Annotated in this window: 14 protein-coding genes; 7 read left to right on the top strand and 7 right to left on the bottom strand. The window is 68.7% G+C overall.

Annotated elements, in window-relative coordinates:
- Nucleotides 1-22: 22 nt before the first annotated feature.
- Complete coding sequence (locus SOM08_RS14915; RefSeq protein ID WP_322469214.1) at nt 23-1,657, top strand: long-chain-fatty-acid--CoA ligase; 1,635 nt, start codon at nt 23-25, stop codon at nt 1,655-1,657.
- 63 nt (nt 1,658-1,720) lie between these two features.
- On the opposite strand, the gene SOM08_RS14910 is transcribed toward SOM08_RS14915, so the two are convergent.
- The gene (locus tag SOM08_RS14910) at nt 1,721-1,921 is read right to left on the bottom strand and encodes a hypothetical protein (RefSeq protein WP_070398472.1); all 201 of its coding nucleotides are present in this window, start codon (nt 1,919-1,921) and stop codon (nt 1,721-1,723) included.
- 144 nt (nt 1,922-2,065) lie between these two features.
- Between SOM08_RS14910 and SOM08_RS14905 the strand changes: the two genes are divergently transcribed.
- Together SOM08_RS14905 and SOM08_RS14900 are read left to right on the top strand one after the other, a co-directional pair.
- Nucleotides 2,066-2,692: an FMN-binding negative transcriptional regulator gene (locus SOM08_RS14905; protein ID WP_116957545.1), complete on the top strand. Its 627-nt coding sequence runs from the start codon at nt 2,066-2,068 to the stop codon at nt 2,690-2,692.
- Entirely contained in the window at nt 2,689-3,501 is an 813-nt protein-coding gene (locus SOM08_RS14900; protein WP_322469213.1) for an SGNH/GDSL hydrolase family protein, read from the top strand. Before SOM08_RS14905 ends, SOM08_RS14900 begins: the two co-directional genes overlap by 4 nt.
- A gap of 109 nt (nt 3,502-3,610) precedes the next feature.
- Here the strand turns inward: SOM08_RS14900 and opgC are convergent, their stop codons facing one another.
- Nucleotides 3,611-4,744, bottom strand: coding sequence for an OpgC domain-containing protein (gene opgC, locus SOM08_RS14895; RefSeq protein ID WP_322469212.1), 1,134 nt, complete (start codon nt 4,742-4,744; stop codon nt 3,611-3,613).
- A gap of 91 nt (nt 4,745-4,835) precedes the next feature.
- Between opgC and tadA the strand changes: the two genes are divergently transcribed.
- Entirely contained in the window at nt 4,836-6,221 is a 1,386-nt protein-coding gene (gene tadA / locus SOM08_RS14890) for a tRNA adenosine(34) deaminase TadA (protein WP_322469211.1), read from the top strand.
- A complete protein-coding gene (locus SOM08_RS14885) occupies nt 6,218-7,171 on the top strand; it encodes an LD-carboxypeptidase (RefSeq protein WP_322469210.1) in 954 nt (317 codons plus the stop codon). Before tadA ends, SOM08_RS14885 begins: the two co-directional genes overlap by 4 nt.
- 83 nt (nt 7,172-7,254) lie before the next feature.
- Here the strand turns inward: SOM08_RS14885 and SOM08_RS14880 are convergent, their stop codons facing one another.
- On the bottom strand, nt 7,255-7,590 hold the full coding sequence (locus SOM08_RS14880) for a hypothetical protein (RefSeq protein ID WP_070398467.1): 336 nt from the start codon (nt 7,588-7,590) through the stop codon (nt 7,255-7,257).
- Nucleotides 7,591-7,878: 288 nt separating this feature from the next.
- Here SOM08_RS14880 and SOM08_RS14875 point away from each other — a divergent pair, with 288 nt between their 5' ends.
- Entirely contained in the window at nt 7,879-8,829 is a 951-nt protein-coding gene (locus SOM08_RS14875; RefSeq protein ID WP_116957349.1) for an adenylate/guanylate cyclase domain-containing protein, read from the top strand.
- Nucleotides 8,830-8,869: 40 nt separating this feature from the next.
- On the opposite strand, the gene SOM08_RS14870 is transcribed toward SOM08_RS14875, so the two are convergent.
- Together SOM08_RS14870 and SOM08_RS14865 are read right to left on the bottom strand one after the other, a co-directional pair.
- A complete protein-coding gene (locus SOM08_RS14870; protein WP_322470707.1) occupies nt 8,870-11,365 on the bottom strand; it encodes a response regulator in 2,496 nt (831 codons plus the stop codon).
- Between the two features lie 386 nt (nt 11,366-11,751).
- The gene (locus SOM08_RS14865) at nt 11,752-12,033 is read right to left on the bottom strand and encodes a hypothetical protein (RefSeq protein ID WP_322469209.1); all 282 of its coding nucleotides are present in this window, start codon (nt 12,031-12,033) and stop codon (nt 11,752-11,754) included.
- Nucleotides 12,034-12,216: 183 nt separating this feature from the next.
- Here SOM08_RS14865 and SOM08_RS14860 point away from each other — a divergent pair, with 183 nt between their 5' ends.
- Nucleotides 12,217-14,706: a penicillin acylase family protein gene (locus SOM08_RS14860; RefSeq protein ID WP_116957347.1), complete on the top strand. Its 2,490-nt coding sequence runs from the start codon at nt 12,217-12,219 to the stop codon at nt 14,704-14,706.
- Here SOM08_RS14860 and SOM08_RS14855 read toward each other — a convergent pair whose 3' ends face one another.
- Nucleotides 14,707-15,495 carry an ABC transporter ATP-binding protein gene (locus tag SOM08_RS14855; RefSeq protein ID WP_116957346.1) on the bottom strand — a complete coding sequence of 263 codons (789 nt, stop codon included), beginning with the start codon at nt 15,493-15,495 and terminating at the stop codon, nt 14,707-14,709.
- A 15-nt stretch (nt 15,496-15,510) separates the two neighbouring features.
- Nucleotides 15,511-16,647 (bottom strand): succinylglutamate desuccinylase/aspartoacylase family protein, encoded by a 1,137-nt coding sequence (locus SOM08_RS14850; protein ID WP_322469208.1) that lies wholly within the window; start codon nt 16,645-16,647, stop codon nt 15,511-15,513.
- Nucleotides 16,648-16,651 lie beyond the last annotated feature (4 nt).

The following is a 16,651-nucleotide window of genomic DNA, read 5'->3' as shown; positions in this document are numbered from 1 at the left end:
AGCCTACGGAGACAAGACCCCCATGCTCAAACCCGGCCTGATGATGGACCGCCCGCTGCTGATCTCGGGCCTGTTGGAACACGCCGCCGCCCAGCACGCCACCCAAGAGGTGGTGTCGCGCGAGACGCACGGCCCCACGGTGCGCTTCGGCATCGCCCAGACCGCGCGGCGCGCGCGCCAGCTCGCCAACGCCTTGCGCGGGCTGGGCCTGCAGCCGGGGGACGCGGTCGCCTCCATCGCCTGGAACAACCACCGCCACCTGGAGGCCTACTTCGCCGTCTCGGGCAGCGGCATGGTGATGCATACCTGCAATCCGCGCCTGCACCCCGAGCAGCTGGTCTACATCCTCAACCACGCCGAGGACCGCGTGGTGCTGTTCGACAGCACCTTCGCGCCGCTGGTGCAGGCCATCGCGGCGAAGTGCCCGCGGGTGCTGGCCTGGGTCTGCCTGAGCGAGCGCGAGCGCTTGCCTGACACGCCGAGCCCGGCAGCGGCGACGCCGCTGGCCTACGAGGACCTGATCGCCGGCCAGCCCGACACCTTCGACTGGCCGGAGTTCGATGAAAAGACCGGCGCGGTGCTTTGCTATACCTCGGGTACCACCGGCAACCCCAAGGGCGTGCTGTATTCGCACCGCTCCATCGTGCTCAACGCCACCACGGCCTGCCTGCCCGACGTGCTGGGCCTGTCCACGCGCGAGAGTGTCCTGCCGGTGGTGCCCATGTTCCACATCAACGCCTGGTGCATTCCGTACGCCGCCATGGTGGCGGGCGCGCGCATCGTGCTGCCTGGCCCGCGCCTGGACGGCGCCAGCCTGTACGAACTGATGGAGGCCGAGAAGGTGACCATCAGCGCCGGCGTGCCCACCATCTGGATGGGCCTGCTGCAGCACGTGGAGCAGGGCGGCCTGCGCTTTTCCACCATGCGACGCACCTGCGTGGGCGGCTCGGCCATGCCGCGCGCGCTGATCGAGAAGTTCAACGATGTCTATGGCGTGGAAGTGCGCCACGGCTGGGGCATGACGGAAACGGCCGCCATCGCCACGCTCAGCAACCTGAGCGCCGCCGACTGGGAGCGCCCAGCCGAGGAGCGCCACGCCATCGTGGCGCGCCAGGGCAAGGTGGTCTCGGGCATCGAGATCAAGGTGGTGGACGAGCAGGGCGCGACGCTGCCGCGCGACGGCGCCTCCCAGGGTGAGCTGATGGTGCGCGGGCAGTGGATCGTGGAGCGCTACCACAAGGCCGATCGCACGGCCCTGGTGGACGGCTGGTTCCCCACCGGCGACATCGCCACCATCGCGCCCGACGGCGTGATGACCATCCGCGACCGCACCAAGGATGTGATCAAGAGCGGCGGCGAGTGGATCAGCTCCATCGACCTGGAAAACGCCGCCGCCGGCCACCCGGCGGTGGCGCAGGCCGCGGTCATCGGCATCAAGCACCCCAAGTGGGACGAACGCCCCCTGCTGCTGCTGGTGCGCAAGCCCGGCGCCGCGCTGGAGAAGCCCGAGATCCTGGCGTTCCTGGCCGAGCGCGTGGCCAAGTGGTGGGTGCCGGAGGACGTGGTTTTCCTCGACGCGCTGCCCGTGGGTGGCACGGGCAAGGTGCAGAAGAATGAGCTGCGCAAGCACTACGGCGGCGTGTTCAGCGGCACCTGAACACGCTGATCACCGCCGCCAACTGGCCGTCTGCACCCGCAGGTTCTCGGCGGCGGCCTCCGCTCAGAAGCTGGCCCAGCGCTCCGGGTCCACGCGACGGGAGCGGCGGCGCAAGCGCAAGGCGCCGACCAGCGCCACCACGGCCAGGCCTTCGGCGCCCCACCAGGCCAGCCGGCCCGTGCGCCAGGCGGCGACGGCGAAGGCCAGGCACAGAAGCACACCGGCGAACAGGGTCAGCGACAGGGACTTGAACGGGTTCGGCATGGCGGGCTCCGGCAGCGGCGGGTGTTTGCGCCGATCATGGTTTCCCCCCGTGACAGCGGCAACACACCGGGCGGCGGTGCCGATTGCATATGAAACAATCCGCGGATGGACCGGGCCTGGGCCCGCCCCCGGCCCACCCACCCCATGTACCTTCCGCCCCAATTCGCCGCCAAGGACCCCGCGATCGCGCTCGAACTGATGCGAGCGCACCCCTTCGCGCAGCTCATCTCCACCGACGACGAGGGCTTTCCCTTCGTCACGCCGCTGCCGCTGCACGTGGTGGAAGAGGGCGGCGGCCTCACCCTGCTCGGTCATGTGGCGAAGCCCAATCCGCAGGCCGAGCACCTGCGCGCCCGACCCCAGGCGCTGGTGGTGTTCAATGGCCCGCAGGCGTACCTCACGCCGCGCGTCTACCCTGACCTTCAGCGCGTGCCGACCTGGAATTACCTGACGGTGCAGGCGCGCGTGCAGGTGGGTTTCATCGAGTCCTTCGAGGACAAAGACCGCCTGCTCAAGCACCTCATCCACGACCACGACCCGGCCTACGCCGAGCAGTGGCGCGGCCTGCCCGAGGACTTCCAGCAAAACATGATGAAGGGCATCCACGCCATGGAACTGCGGGTGCTGGAACTTCGCTGCAAGGTCAAGCTCAACCAGCACCGCCGCGAATCCCACGCGGCGATGCTGCGCCTGTACGAGCAGGGCGGCGAGCAGGCGCAGGCCCTGGCGGGCTGGATGCGCCGGCTCAAGCTGGGCACCCCCGACACATGAACGACCGCTCCGCGATGTTTCGTCGGCTGGCCGTGTGCGCGCTCGGCGCCGCGCTGGCCCCGCTGGCCTGGGCACAAGGCGCCACGCCTGCCTCGCCCGCCGGCTTCGCCACCACCAGCGCCGTCGAGCGGCTGGTGAACCTGCCGCCGCCGGCCAGTGCCGTGCCGGCCCCACGGGCCACGCCCAACCCCACCCCGTTCGACGTCACGGCAGCCGAGCTGCGCTGGCGCAGCAGCCTGCAGGCCTTTGCCGAACAGGACCGGCTGGCCCGCCCCCCGCCCGGTGGCGTGCTGTTCGTCGGCAGTTCCTCCATCCGCCTGTGGGACAAGCTGGAAGCGGCCTTTCAACAGCAGCCGGTGGTGATCAAGCGCGGCTTCGGCGGCTCGCGCCTGGCCGACTGCGTGGCCTTCGTCGACCGGCTGGTGCTGCCCTACCAGGCGCGCCAGGTGGTGCTCTACGCCGGCGAGAACGACCTGGACGAAGGCGCCACACCGGCCGAGGTGCTGCTGCGCTACGAGCGTTTCGTGCAGCAGGTGCTGCAGGCGGCGCCGAACACGCGCATCGCCTTCGTCTCGATCAAGCCCAGCCCGGCGCGCGAGGCGCTGCTGCCCGCGATCCAGACCACCAACCGGCTCGTCAAGGCCTACACCGAAGGCCACCCGCAGCTCGATTTCATCGACGTGTACAGCGCCATGCTGGACGAGACCGGGCGGCCGCGACCCGACCTGTTCGGCGCCGACCGACTGCACCTCAACGCCACGGGTTACGGCATCTGGCGCGAGCTCATCGCGGCGCGCCTGAAGCTCTGACACCGACCCGCGCCGGCGCACGCCGGTGGCGCGCCCGCTCCAAGGCGCGGCTCAACCCGGCCACCGCCCACAGGCGGGACCGGCTGGCGCGCGTCGGGTTCCCGGCCGCTCAGCGCAGCGCGCTGGCCAGGCGCGGGCGCAGGCGGCCGCCCTGGTCGCGCCACTGCGCCGCCAGGGCCACCGCGAACAGGCCGGCGAAGGCGGCGGCCAGCAGCAGGGCGTCGGTGCGCCAGGGGCGCAGGGTCTCGACCGAGCCGAAGAAGGCCAGGGTGAACAGCACGATCACCAGGTGGGCGCAGAACACCGGCAGCGACTGACGGCCCAGCAGCTCCAGCGGGCGCGGGCGGGGCAGCGCCCGCCACAGGGGTGCGCTGGCCAGCAGCAGGGTGACCAAGGCCGCGCCATTGAGCAGGCGCAGCGGACCCAGGGACCACTTGTCGAACAGCGCGGCCACCGCCGGCACGCCGGGCATCGGGTCCTGACCCACCATGTGGCGCCAGAGCAGGGTGCTGCCGGCCAGCAGCAGCGCCGGCCCCCACAGCCACCAGCGCATGCGCGGCCAGGGCCGGCGGCGCGAGCCCAGGCACAGGCCGCCCACCCACAGCAGCTGCCAGGCGAAGAGATGGAAGGCCCCCATGTCCTTGTAGGGCACGGGCCAGCCGGCCGACGCGGCCAGACCGTGCAGGGCCGCGCCCAGGCCCCATTGCTCGGCCAGCCACAGCAGCAGGCTGGCGCACAGCAGGCCGCGCCAACCGTGGCGCCGGCCATGCGCCAGCAGCCAGGGCGTGATCAGCATGAACAGGATGTAGAGCGGCAGCACGTCCAGCAGCGGCGGGTTGTGCAGCAGCACCAGGGCCGCGCCCACGGCGCTGGCGGGGGCGATGAAGAAGTACTCCAGCAGGCCGGTGACGCCACCCTGGTGGCGCACCACCCCCAGCCAGGCGATCAGGGTGAAGGCCAGCAGCAACAGGGCCAGCTGGCACAGGTACAGGCGACCCGCGCGCCGCCACAGGCCGGCGCGCAGTTCGGCGAAGCTCTGCCGCTCGGCGCGCGCCCCGTACACGCGCCCGGCCAGCAGCGCCGACAGAAAGACGAAGCCCTCCGCCGCCGAGACGAAGCCGAACGGCTGGCTCAGCACCGGCGAGAAACCGGTCGGCATGTGGGTGAGGGTCATGAGGACCAGCATGAGGCCGCGCAGCGCGTCGAGCTCCCACTGCCGGCCGCTCGCGCGGGGGGCGGTCATTTATTGGGGGTTTTCCCTGGGCAACCCAGGATCATGCCAGAGCGCGGGAGGCCCCAAGGAGCAGTCGGCGCGCTCGCCTACACTCGCCCGCATGACGCCGAGCCCGGACCGCGACGAAGCCTTCATGCGCCTGGCGCTCGACGAAGCCCGCGCCGCCGCCCAGGCCGGCGAGGTGCCGGTGGGCGCGGTCCTGGTGAAAGAGGGCCAGGTGATCGCCACCGGCCGCAATGCCCCCATCGCCACGCACGACCCGAGCGCGCACGCCGAGATGCTCGCCCTGCGCGAGGGCGCGCGGCGCCTGGCCAACTACCGGCTCGATGGCTGCACGCTCTACGTGACGCTGGAGCCCTGCGCCATGTGCAGCGGGGCCATGCTGCACGCGCGGCTGGACCGCGTGGTCTTTGGCGCGAGCGACCCCAAGACCGGCGCGGCCGGCTCCGTGATCGACCTGTTCGCCCAGGCGCCACTGAACCACCAGACCCAGGTGCGGGGCGGCGTGCTGGCCGAGCAGGGCGCCGAGTTGCTGCGCACTTTCTTCAAGGAGCGGCGGATGAACCCCCACCCCCTGCGCGAGGACGCGCTGCGCACGCCCGATGCCGCGTTCGAGGGCCTGCCCGGCTACCCCTGGGCGCCCCGGTACCTGAGCGACCTGCCCGCGCTGGAGGGGCTGCGCCTGCACTACCTCGACGAAGGCCCGCGCGATGCCCCGCTGACCTGGCTGTGCCTGCACGGCAACCCGGCCTGGAGCTACCTCTACCGCCACATGCTGCCGGTGTTCCTGGCGGCCGGCCACCGCGTGGTGGCGCCCGACCTCATCGGCTTCGGCAAGAGCGACAAGCCCAAGAAGGACGCGGCCCACCGCTTCACCTGGCACCGCCAGGTGCTGCTGGAATTCGTCGAGCGGCTGGACCTGCGCGACGTGGTGCTGGTCGTGCAGGACTGGGGCGGCCTGCTGGGCCTGACCCTGCCGCCGGCCGCACCGGGGCGCTACGGCGGCCTGCTGGTGATGAACACCACCCTGGCCACGGGCGACACGCCGCTGTCGCCCGGCTTCCTGGCCTGGCGCGAGATGTGCGCCAGCAAGCCCGATTTCTCGGTGAGCCGCCTGTTCGCGCGCGGCAACCCGCAGATGAGCGAAGCCGAGTGCGCCGCTTACGACGCGCCGTTCCCCGACAAGGGCCACCGCGCGGCGCTGCGCGCCTTCCCGCCCATGGTCCCCGAGTTCCCCGACAGCGACGGCGCCGCCGTCAGCCGCGAGGCGCGCCGCTTCTGGCGCGAGCAGTGGCAGGGGCGCAGCCTCATGGCCATCGGCCAGCAAGACCCGGTGCTCGGCGAGCCCGTCATGCGCGCGCTGCGCGAGCAGATCCGAGGCTGCCCCGAGCCCCTGCTGCTGCCCCAGGCCGGCCACTTCGTGCAAGAACACGGCGGGCCCATCGCGCGCGCGGCGCTCGCCCATTTCTCATCCCCGAACCCATGAGCCACATCTACATCTACTCTCCCGCCAGCGCCGTGCGCGACAAGGCCGCCTTCCGCCGTGGCGTGCAGCGCCTCAAGGCCCTGGGCCACGAGGTCGAGATCGACGCCGACGCCCTGCGCGCCCACATGCGTTTCGCGGGCGACGACGCCACGCGGCTGGCCGCCATCGGCCGCGCGGCGGCCAGCGGTGCCGACCTGGCCCTGATCTCGCGCGGGGGCTATGGGCTCACCCGCCTCCTGCCCGATCTGCCCTACAAGGCCCTCGCCAAGGCAATCGACAAGGGCACGCGCTTCGTCGGCCTGAGCGACTTCACCGCGCTGCAGCTGGCGCTGCTGGCCAAGACCGGTGCCACCACCTGGGCCGGCCCGGCGCTGGGCGAGGACTTCGGCCCGGAGGTCGAGCCCGACGAGATCATGCTGGCCTGTTTCGGCGACCTGCTCGATGGTTCGGCCGAGGGCTCGGGCTGGACGCTGCCGGCGGCCGACGCCCCGGCCCACGCCGCCAGGCCGAAGCGGCACGTGCGCGAGGCCACGCTGTGGGGCGGCAACCTGAGCGTGCTCTGTTCGCTGGTCGGCACGCCCTACCTGCCGGCCGTGAAAGGCGGGGTGCTGTTCCTGGAAGACGTGGGCGAGCACCCGTACCGCCTGGAGCGCCAGCTCACCCAACTGCTGCTGGCGGGCGTGCTGGACGCGCAGAAGGCCGTGCTGCTGGGGGCGTTCAACCGCTTCAAGCCGGTGCCGGGCTACGACCGGGGCTTCTCGCTCAAGACCGTGACGCAATGGCTGCGCTCGAAGACCAAGACGCCCATCTACACCGGGCTGCCGTTCGGCCACGTCCCCACCAAGGTGCTGCTGCCCGTGGGCCGCACGGTCGATCTGGTGGTGGAGGGGCGCGACGCGCTGATCTTCTGGGGGCATGAGCCGCACGACCATCACGGTCACGGGCATTGAACCCCGTGGGCACCACGGCACCGGCCTCACCGGGCCGTCGGTGCCGCTCCCTTGAGGGGGACACGCGGAACGCGGCGGGGGGCTTATACCCGCCGGATGCGCGAGGCGTCGATCAGGGCCTTGGGCACCAGGCCCTGGAACACCGGCGAGAGGCTCTGCACGCGGTGCACCGCCAGCGCCTCGCCGTGCACGCGGCTGAGCACCGCCACCAGTTCGCCGCGCGCGTACCACAGGCTGTGCGCGTCGTGCATGAACTTCAGCCGGCGCTTGAGCGAAGGGTTCAGGCGAGCGCCTTCCTCACCCAGCACGGCCAGCATGGCCTCACGCACCGGCTCCAGCTCGTCTTCGTCGTCCGCGCGCGCGCTCGGCCCTAGCAGGGCCGAGATGCTGTTGCGGAGACTGGGCTTGAACCAACGCATGACCGTGAGAGTTCCATCACATGGGAGGGCTGGCCAGAATACGACCTGACGCATGTCGATGCAATCGTGCAAGTCTTGATACGGCAAAAAAAACAACAGCAAATCATGTGCTTAGCGCGGGAGTTTCATGAATTACCTCAATTTAGTAATTCTTTTGCACTCATTGTTGGCTGGCGGCCACAGCCCGGTCGGCCTTTCGGGGCGCACAAACGCCACTTGCATCGGTTGAGGATGTAACGGTCTGCGAGAACCGCCATGCTCTAATCGCCCGCAGGTTTTCCCAGCCCCATGCCCGAACTCACGATTGCCTTCGTCGACCTCACCGGTAGCACGTCCGTGTTCGAGACACTGGGCAACGACCGGGCCACCAAGGCGGTCACCAAGCTGACGCAGTGGATTGGCGCACGCGGCCAGGCGAACGGCGGCACCGTGGTCAAGATGCTGGGCGACGGGGTGCTGATGGCCTTCGCCGACAACCGCGCCGCGGTGGATTCCATGGTGCAGATCCAGCAGGAGCACGCCAAACGTGTGCAGCAGTGGCCGGCCCACCTCAAGCTGCTGATGCAGATCGGCCTGGCGCGCGGCTCGGTGGTGTGGGTGGACGGCGACTGCTTCGGCGATGCGGTGAACCTGGCCTCGCGCCTGAGCGACCTGGCCGGCCCGGAACAGATCTTCGCCAGCGACACCGTCATCCAGTCGCTCGGGCCGCGCTCTCTGGTGCGCAACCGCAGCCTGGGCGCCATGCGCATCAAGGGCAAGGTCGATACCTGCGAGGTGTTCCGCATCGAGTGGCAGGCGGACATGCAGTCCGAGTTCCTCACGGTGCCGGCCGACCTGCACGCCATCACGCCCAAGGACGACTCCGATTTCGCGGGCATCGAGCTCGCCTGGCTGGACGCCACGCGCACCTTCAATTCCAGCGACCTGCCGCTGCGCATCGGCCGCGTGCCCGAGGCCAGCTTCGTCGTGAGCGACCCGCGCGTCTCGCGCATGCACGCCACCATCGGCATGGTCTCCGGCAACTACGTGCTGGAAGACGTGAGCAGCTATGGCACCTGGGTGCGCTTCGCGGGCAGCGAATCGGTGGTGCAGCTGCGCCGCCAGGACTGCGTGCTGTACAGCGACGGCGAGATTTCCCTGGGCGCGCCGTTCTCCGACTTCAGCGCCCCCACCGTGAGCTTCAAGCTCATGGACGGCAGCATGGCGCTCGCCCGCAGCGCCGCCGCCAGCGCGCGCTGAGGGCGCTCAGCCCGCTGGGCCGAGTTCCCGGCATCACTTCTCACTCACCGATCGTCGACCGGCGCTTCTCAACCCAATCCCGCAGTTCGCGGCTGGTGAGCTGCGTGAGATTCCATAGCTTGGCCAGCCAGTCAGCGTCCTGAGGCCATTGCTGGCGCTCCAGAAGGGGAATGTAGATGCCACGGCTGAACAGGTGCAGCGCTTTCGCGCCAGCCTCTCCGCTCATGCCCATCAGCGAATGCAACACATCCGTCGACTGTTGCAGATCACGCTCTTTCGCAGCGGCAGTCAGGCGTTCGACCAGCAAATCGATTCGAGGCAAGTAGTCCTTCAACAACTCTTCAACCATGCCAATGCGCTGGAAGCCCTCCCGCCGACGTGCGTCTAGCAGGGTAGAGGCGGACAGGGCCGCGTCGGCAACAGCAACGACCTCTGGCGAAGCGGTGCGCTCGGTCATCAGCGTACGCAGATGTTGGCAGAGTTGTGGTGCCTCCACTGGCTTGATCAGAAAGCCCCCGACTCCGACAGCCCGCCCTTCGGCAACGATGTCGTCGGACGCATACGCAGTAGTCGCCAGAATAGGAAGCGTCTTCAAGTGGCTGTCCAAGGCTCGAATGGCGCGCGCCAGTTCTATCCCGCTCATACCCGGCATCTGAATGTCCAGAATGACGGCATGCCATTCGTTGTGGTGATTAAGTTCAGACAATGCGGCAGGCCCACTGTCAACCTCGATCACTAGGGCGCCGGCATGCCGGAGATACTCCGCAACAGCCGCTCGATTCCAGGAGCTGTCGTCGACCAGCAGCACGCGATGTCCACTGAGCCAAGCAGTTACGCTCCAGTGCTTGTGCTTGCTTGTTCGCACGGCCTGGGTTATCGCGGATAGCAGCACGACATCGTCCACAGGCTTGCTCACAAGGCCGTCAAAACCCGCGTTCTCTGCCTTCAATCGCGTGAGAAAGCCGGGCTCGCTCGTGCATGCGATGAGGCAGCTATGTTGATTGACCGGCACTTCCCCGCGACGCACACGTTCGGCAAGTTCATAGCCGTTCATGCCCGGCATGTTTAGGTCCATCACTATGCCGTCGTAGCGCTGCGCCTTCAACGCGTCTAGCGCTTGCAGGCCGTCGGCTGCGTCGTCTACGGTCAGATCCAATGACTGCAAGAGCAAGCCAGTGGATGTGCGCAAAAGGCCGTCATCGTCTACCACCAGGAAACGCCAGCCCGCCCATTGCTCGCGAGCCTGATCCATTAGCGCCGTGCGTCTCATCCCGATCGCTGTGGGACTCAATGGCGGAAACATGAGCGTGAACTCCGTATGGCTGCCGACAACTGACTCACAACGTATGTCGCCACCGAACGCACGCATCGCACGTCTGCAGTAGGCCAAGCCCAGCCCGGTCCCCCCGATCTTGCCCACGGATCGGAACGGTTCGAACAGGCTTTTCAGGACATCGGACGTCATGCCTGGGCCATCGTCGCGCACGCCGATCTGGCAGTCGGTCACTGTGATCTGCAGCCGTGCATCTGGACAAATCGGCAGGTAATACAACGCATTCTTCATCAGGTTGAAGAGCACGAACAATAGGGTGGTCTCACTTCCCAGAAAGAAGAAATCGTTATGCAGTTGCAAATTGACTTTCGCACGCTGCTGATCGTTGTCATAGCCGTACTCCTCCACAGCCTTGACGCACACCTGCGCGGCTGAGAGGAGGGCGAACTGTTGCGGATCGAGTGGCTTGTCATTCACCTCGTCAAGCGTCATTGCAATGACCTGCAATCCCCGCTGAACCGCCAGTTCACCCATGGCGACATGCCGATGCAGCCGTTCGACGTCGAGACGCGAGACGATTTGGACTTTCTCCTGAAGTCGTGAAACGGGTAGCACTTGTCCAATCCTTTCCAGGCTGTGTCGCACCTGCGCCATGGGGTTGCGCATTTCATGCGCGATAGAACCCGCCAGTGAGGCGTACGCCTGACGCACGCGCTCTGCAGTGGCTTGCTCCAGGGCGAACTTGAAGAGGTTGCCGCCCACTACGCTCACCAAGAGCACAGGGAGCCGGAACACGTAGTCGAGTGGGACTTGGGGGTTCGGGTCTGTCAGCGCATACAAGCCTGCGGCGGCGCCGGATCCCGTGACCAGCATGATGATGAAGTTGCGCCAGTCGGCCAACAGCATCAGTAGAAACACGGCCATGAACGTGTTGCCTATGGCCGCTGTCCCGCCGCCATTCTTGAGCGAAGTGAAGACCAGGGCGAAAGGCAACGCGATTGTCATCGTCACATAACAGGCATGGAGGTAGCAGGCCCGCAATCGTTCGGGCCAGTGGTTCCGGATGGCAAGCAGCAGCAGCAGGGACATGACAAGCGCTCGCAGCGCGAAATCGTCAAAACCAGACGACGGACGTACGAAGCGCACCAGATACATGAGCGGAAACCCAACAAGCCCGAAAACGATCATGTACCGCAGCAAGAGCGGGCTGGGCTGGTGATATGTCCTGAAATGACCAAACAACCGCTCGAACCAAGAAGCCATGTCGGGCACCGTGTCGCTCTTTCAAACCATGTCGACGTCGTGCTGTTGGACTCAGCTGGACCCTCTCAGCGTCGTCTCTACGTCACCCGCCGTCCCGCGTATGATCGTATAAACTTTTTTCGTACATGGTAAGGAGATATCTCTTGCCATGGGCGACAGGCCGAACCGGCGGTACAGGCGACTCAGCGAATGCGTACAGGCCGCCCAAAGCGCATCAATGCGGGCTCCGGAAGAAGCATGCAGCAGCGCCAACCGCATGCAATGGCGCAAGGCATCGACATCGCTGCGGAACTCGGGTGCCAACACCAAGCGCCCTACCTCCCAATCGGCAGGCGTAACCACTGCTGCGCTTGAACCCAGTGGCTGCAGCAGCTGTTCAGTCAGGGTCAGCCCATAGCCCATCGGAACCATTCGGATAGTCCCGATGCGCCGATCGCCGAGATCGAATGCGACGACGACCCCGCACTCATCCCTTTTTTTTCGAGTGAATAGAAGTCCCCATCCGGGGTGACATAGGCCGACAAATCGATCTCCTGGCGCAGCGCCATTACTGAGGCGATGTCCTTGTCTCCGCGCAGTTGGCAAAGAGTGACGTCCTCCGTGCGGAAGCGCGCCCTTGGGTGGGACATCTCACCAGACGCAGGGGCAGTGTTGATTTGAAGCGCCATAACGATTGGTTGCTTTCTCAAGTAGGGCGGAAGTTCAGTTCGGCAGATTGTCCGGACCAAATGGCGTTTGTTTGAGCGATCTGTCCGAAGGTTCATCGACACCAGCGCGCACCCCTCCATCTTGAATACCCCGTAGGGGTATATCCTCGCGGCTCCTCATAAGAAGTCCGTGAGACAAACACCATGCGCTGGATCCGCCGCCTCGCCACCCTCATCGGTCTGCTGCTCGTGCTGGCCGCCGCCCTGGGCCTGTGGTACGCCCGCCAGACCCTGCCGCGCACCGACGGGCAGCTGCAGGTCAGCGGCCTGGGCGCACCGGTGCAGGTCAACCGCGACGGCAGCGACGTCACCCACATCCTGGCCCAGAACCCGCGCGACGCCTGGATGGCGCTGGGCTACGTGCACGCCCAGGAGCGCGGCTGGCAGCTGGCCTTCAACCGCGCGGTCATGCGCGGCACGCTGTCCGAGTTCCTGGGCCCGGCCACACTGGAGACCGACAAGCTCATGCGCACCCTCGGCATTCGCCAGGTGGCGCAGCGCCAGCTGGCCAAGCTGCCGCCGGACGTCAAGGCCGCGGTGGAGGCCTACAGCGCCGGCATCAACGCCTTTTTTGCCAGCAGCGAACAGGCGCTCACGCCCGAGTTCCTGCTGCTGGGCGTGAACCCGCGCGAGGAGGCCCTGCGCGGCGCCTGGTGGGACCCGGCCGACAGCGTGGGCTGGTCGATCATGATGGCGCTGGACCTGGGCGGGAACTGGGGCAACGAGTTCGCCCGGCTGACGGCGCTGCAGGTGCTGGACACGCCCGCGCTGTGGGAGCTGTTCCCGCCGTACCCGGGCGAGGCGCCCGCCGCGAGCGCCGACCTGGGCCGGCTGTACCGCGAACTGGGCGTGTTCAACAAGGCCAATGGCACCGCCACTTCACAGGCCCCGGCGGCCCCGCAGGCTGGCTGGCGCGAGCGCGTCGCGCTGGACCTGCGCGACTGGACCGATGGCTTCGGCTTCAACGAAAACAAGGGCTCGAACAACTGGGTGGTGGCCGGCTCGCGCACCCAGAGCGGCCAGCCGCTGCTGGCGAACGACCCGCACCTGGGCCTGAGCGCGCCCGCCATCTGGTACTTCGCGCGGCTGCAGGCGCCCGACGCGGGCGGCCTCAAGGGCATGGACGTGATCGGCGCCACCCTGCCGGGCACGCCCTTCGTGGTGCTGGGCCGCACGGCCGGCGTGGCCTGGGGTTTCACCAACACCGGGCCCGACGTGCAGGACCTCTACCTGGAACAGATCAACCCGGCCAACCCCGGCGAGTACCGCGTGCCCTCGGCCAGCGCCGAACCCGCCTGGGAGCGGTTCACCGTGCGCGCCGAGACCATCCGCGTGAAAGGGCAGGCCGACGTCACGCACCTGGTGCGCGCCACGCGCCACGGCCCGGTGCTGAGCGACGCCCAGGCCCAGCACGGCAAGGTGCTCGACACCACGCGCTTCGTGCTGGCGCTGCGCTGGACCGGGCTCGACGACGAAGACAACGTGTCCGCCACGCTGGCCTCCAACCGCGCGCAGAGCGTGGAGCAACTGCTGGCCGCGTTCTCCACCTTCCGCGCGCCCATGCAGAACATCGTGATGGCCGACCGCACCGGGCGCATCGCCTACAAGGCGGCCGGGCGCGTGCCGCTGCGCGCGGCCGACAACGACATCCGCGGCGTGGCCCCGGCACCCGGCTGGGAGCCGCGCTACGACTGGACCGGCTGGCTGCCGTACGCCGACACGCCGCAGGACGATGGCGCGCGCGGCTGGATCGCCACCGCCAACCAGCGCATCCACGCGCCGGACTACCCGCATTTCCTTACCCAGGACTGGGCGCCGCCGTACCGCCAACAGCGCATCGAGACGCTGCTGGAGGCCACGCCCAAGCACGACGTGGCGAGCATGCGCGCCATCCAGGGCGACCAGCGCGCCGAGGCCACGCTGCGCCTGCTGCCGCACCTGCTGAAGGCGCCGTCCACCCACCCCCTGGCCGAGGCCGCGCGCGCCGCGCTGCAGGGCTTCGACGGTGTGATGCGGGCCGACTCGCCCGCACCGCTGATCTACAGCGCCTGGGTCGACGAGTTCACGCGCGGCGTGATCGGCCAGCGCCTGGGCAAGGAGCGCTTCGAGTCCCTGTACGGCAAGCGCCTGTTCCGCCAGGCGGTGGAGGGCTTTCTGGAGAGCGACAACCGCGCCTGGTGCGGCGTGCAGGGTTGTCCGCACGCGGCGGGCGAGGCGCTGTCGCGCGCGCTGGACAGGCTGTCGGCCCAGTATGGCGCCGACGTGGCCGCCTGGCGCTGGGGCGAGGCGCACCCGGCGCTCTCGGTGCACCGGCCCCTGTCCAACGTGAAGCCGCTGGCCCGCTTCTTCGAGGTGCGCGAGCCCACCGGCGGCGACCCCTTCACGGTGAACGTGGGCCAGTACCACCTGGACAAGGCCGACGCGCCCTTCGCCAACCGCCACGCGGCCAGCCTGCGCGCCATCTACGACCTGGCCGACCTCGACCGCTCGCTCTTCATCTACCAGACGGGGCAGAGCGGCAACGTGTTCTCCAGCCGCTACCGCGACATGAGCGCGACCTGGCTGGCCAACAAGCACCGCACCCTGAGCCTGAAGCCACCCAAGTGGGCGAGCGAGCTGTCGCTGACGCCCTGATTACTTCAGGTTGCCCTTGAGGAACTGGGCGAGCCGTTCGCTCTTCGGGCTCGCGAGCACCTCGCGCGGCACGCCCTGTTCCTCGATGCAGCCCTTGTGCAGGAAGATGAGGTGCGAGGACACCTCGCGCGCGAAGCCCATCTCGTGGGTGACCACGAGCATGGTGCGGCCTTCCTCGGCCAGCAGGCGCATCACGCGCAGCACCTCACCCACCAGCTCCGGGTCGAGCGCGGAGGTGGGCTCGTCGAACAGCATCACCGCCGGCTCCACCGCCAGCGCGCGCGCGATCGCCACGCGCTGCTGCTGGCCGCCGCTCATGTGCGCGGGGTAGCGGTCTTCCACACCGCTCAGGCCCACGCGCTCCAGGTACTTGCGCGCCGTCTGCACCGCCTGGTCGCGCGGCACGCCCAGCACGTGCACCGGCGCCTCGATGATGTTCTGCAGCACCGTCATGTGCGCCCACAGGTTGAAGTGCTGGAACACCATGGCCAGGCGCGTGCGCAGGCGCTGCAGCTGCTTCGGGTCGGTGGCGTGCAGCTCGCCGTGGCGGTCGGGCGCGAGCTTGAGTTCCTCGCCGCCGAGCACGATGCGCCCCGCGTTGGGCTTTTCGAGCAGGTTGATGCAGCGCAGCAGCGTGCTCTTGCCCGAGCCCGAACTGCCGATCAGGCTGATGACGTCGCCCGCGCGCGCCTCGAGCGACACGCCCTTGAGCACCTCGTTGGCGCCGAAGCGCTTGTGGATGTCATGCACGGCCAGCAGCGGCGTGGAAGAGGGGGTGGGGGCATTCATGGGAACGGGGCAGGGTCAGGCACCGAGCAGGTGGCCGGTGCGGAACGGGGTGGCGCCGGCGATCTTGCCGATCTCGCCGCCGGCGACGACGTAGCGCTCGCCGATGGCCGCGTAGAGCACGCCCGCCACACCAGCGGTGATTCTGTGCACGCGCGAGGCGCCAGGCGCGGTGGGGTCGATGACCTCGGCCACCACCTCGCCGACGGCCAGGGCATCGCCCGGGCGCACGCAGAAGGCCACCACGCCGGCCACCGGGCTGTGCAGGGTCTCGGAGCCGGCCAGCGGCGTGGCCTCGCAACTGGGCCGGGGGATGGTGGGGGCGGGCCCGTCGATCACGCGCAGGTGCAGCAGGTAGTCCATCAGGGCCTTGGCGTCGATCCGCGCGTTGTCGTGCGAGACGTCGGCCTCGCCGCGCAGCTCCACCGTGGCGCTGGCGCAGGCCTGGGGCAGCGGATGGTGGATGCCCTGGGCGCGCAGGCGCTCGGCCAGGCGCCACCACAGGCCCGAGAGGGTTTCGTCGAAGGGCTCGCCGCCCGAATCGCGCGCCAGCAGCACGGCGCGGCAGCCCAGCAGCCAGGCCAGCGGCGCCAGCGGGGCCCAGCAGGCCTCCTCGGCGTACAGGTGCAGCGCGGCTTCCCAGTCGCAGTGCAGGTCCAGCACCACGTCGGCGTCGTGCGCCAGCAGGAAGAGCTGGCGGCGCAGGCTGTCCAGCTCGGTGGCGGGCCGCCAGTCGCGCAGCCAGCGGGTGGCGGCGGCGCGCACCAGGGCCACGTTGGCCTGCGGGTCGGGGCCCAGGCGGTCGCGCAACTCGTCGAACAGCGCGTCCGCCAGGTTCGGGTAGTGGCGGTTGAAGTTCTGCGCCGTGCCGAATTCGAAACGGCCCATGGCGCGGTGGTTGAGCCGCTGCGTCAGGCCGATGGGGTTGGCCGCCGGCACCAGCACCACCTGGCCGCGCAGGCGGCCCTCGCGTTCGGCGGCCTCCAGCTGGGGGCGCAGGTGGTGCGCCACCAGCATGCCGGGCAGCTCCTCGGCGTGCAGGCTGGCCTGCAGGTAGACCTTGGGCCGGGCGTCTTCGGCGCCATAGCGGAACGACACCAGGTGCTTCCGGTGGCCCAGGCTGGGACTCAGCAGGGGGTGTTCGGTCCGTTCCATGCGT

The sequence above is a fragment of the Hydrogenophaga sp. SNF1 genome (assembly GCF_034421675.1).
In the GTDB taxonomy this organism is placed as follows: domain Bacteria; phylum Pseudomonadota; class Gammaproteobacteria; order Burkholderiales; family Burkholderiaceae_C; genus Hydrogenophaga; species Hydrogenophaga borbori.
Note: the sequence above shows the minus strand (reverse complement) of the source record. Positions and strands in the feature narration are given on the sequence as shown.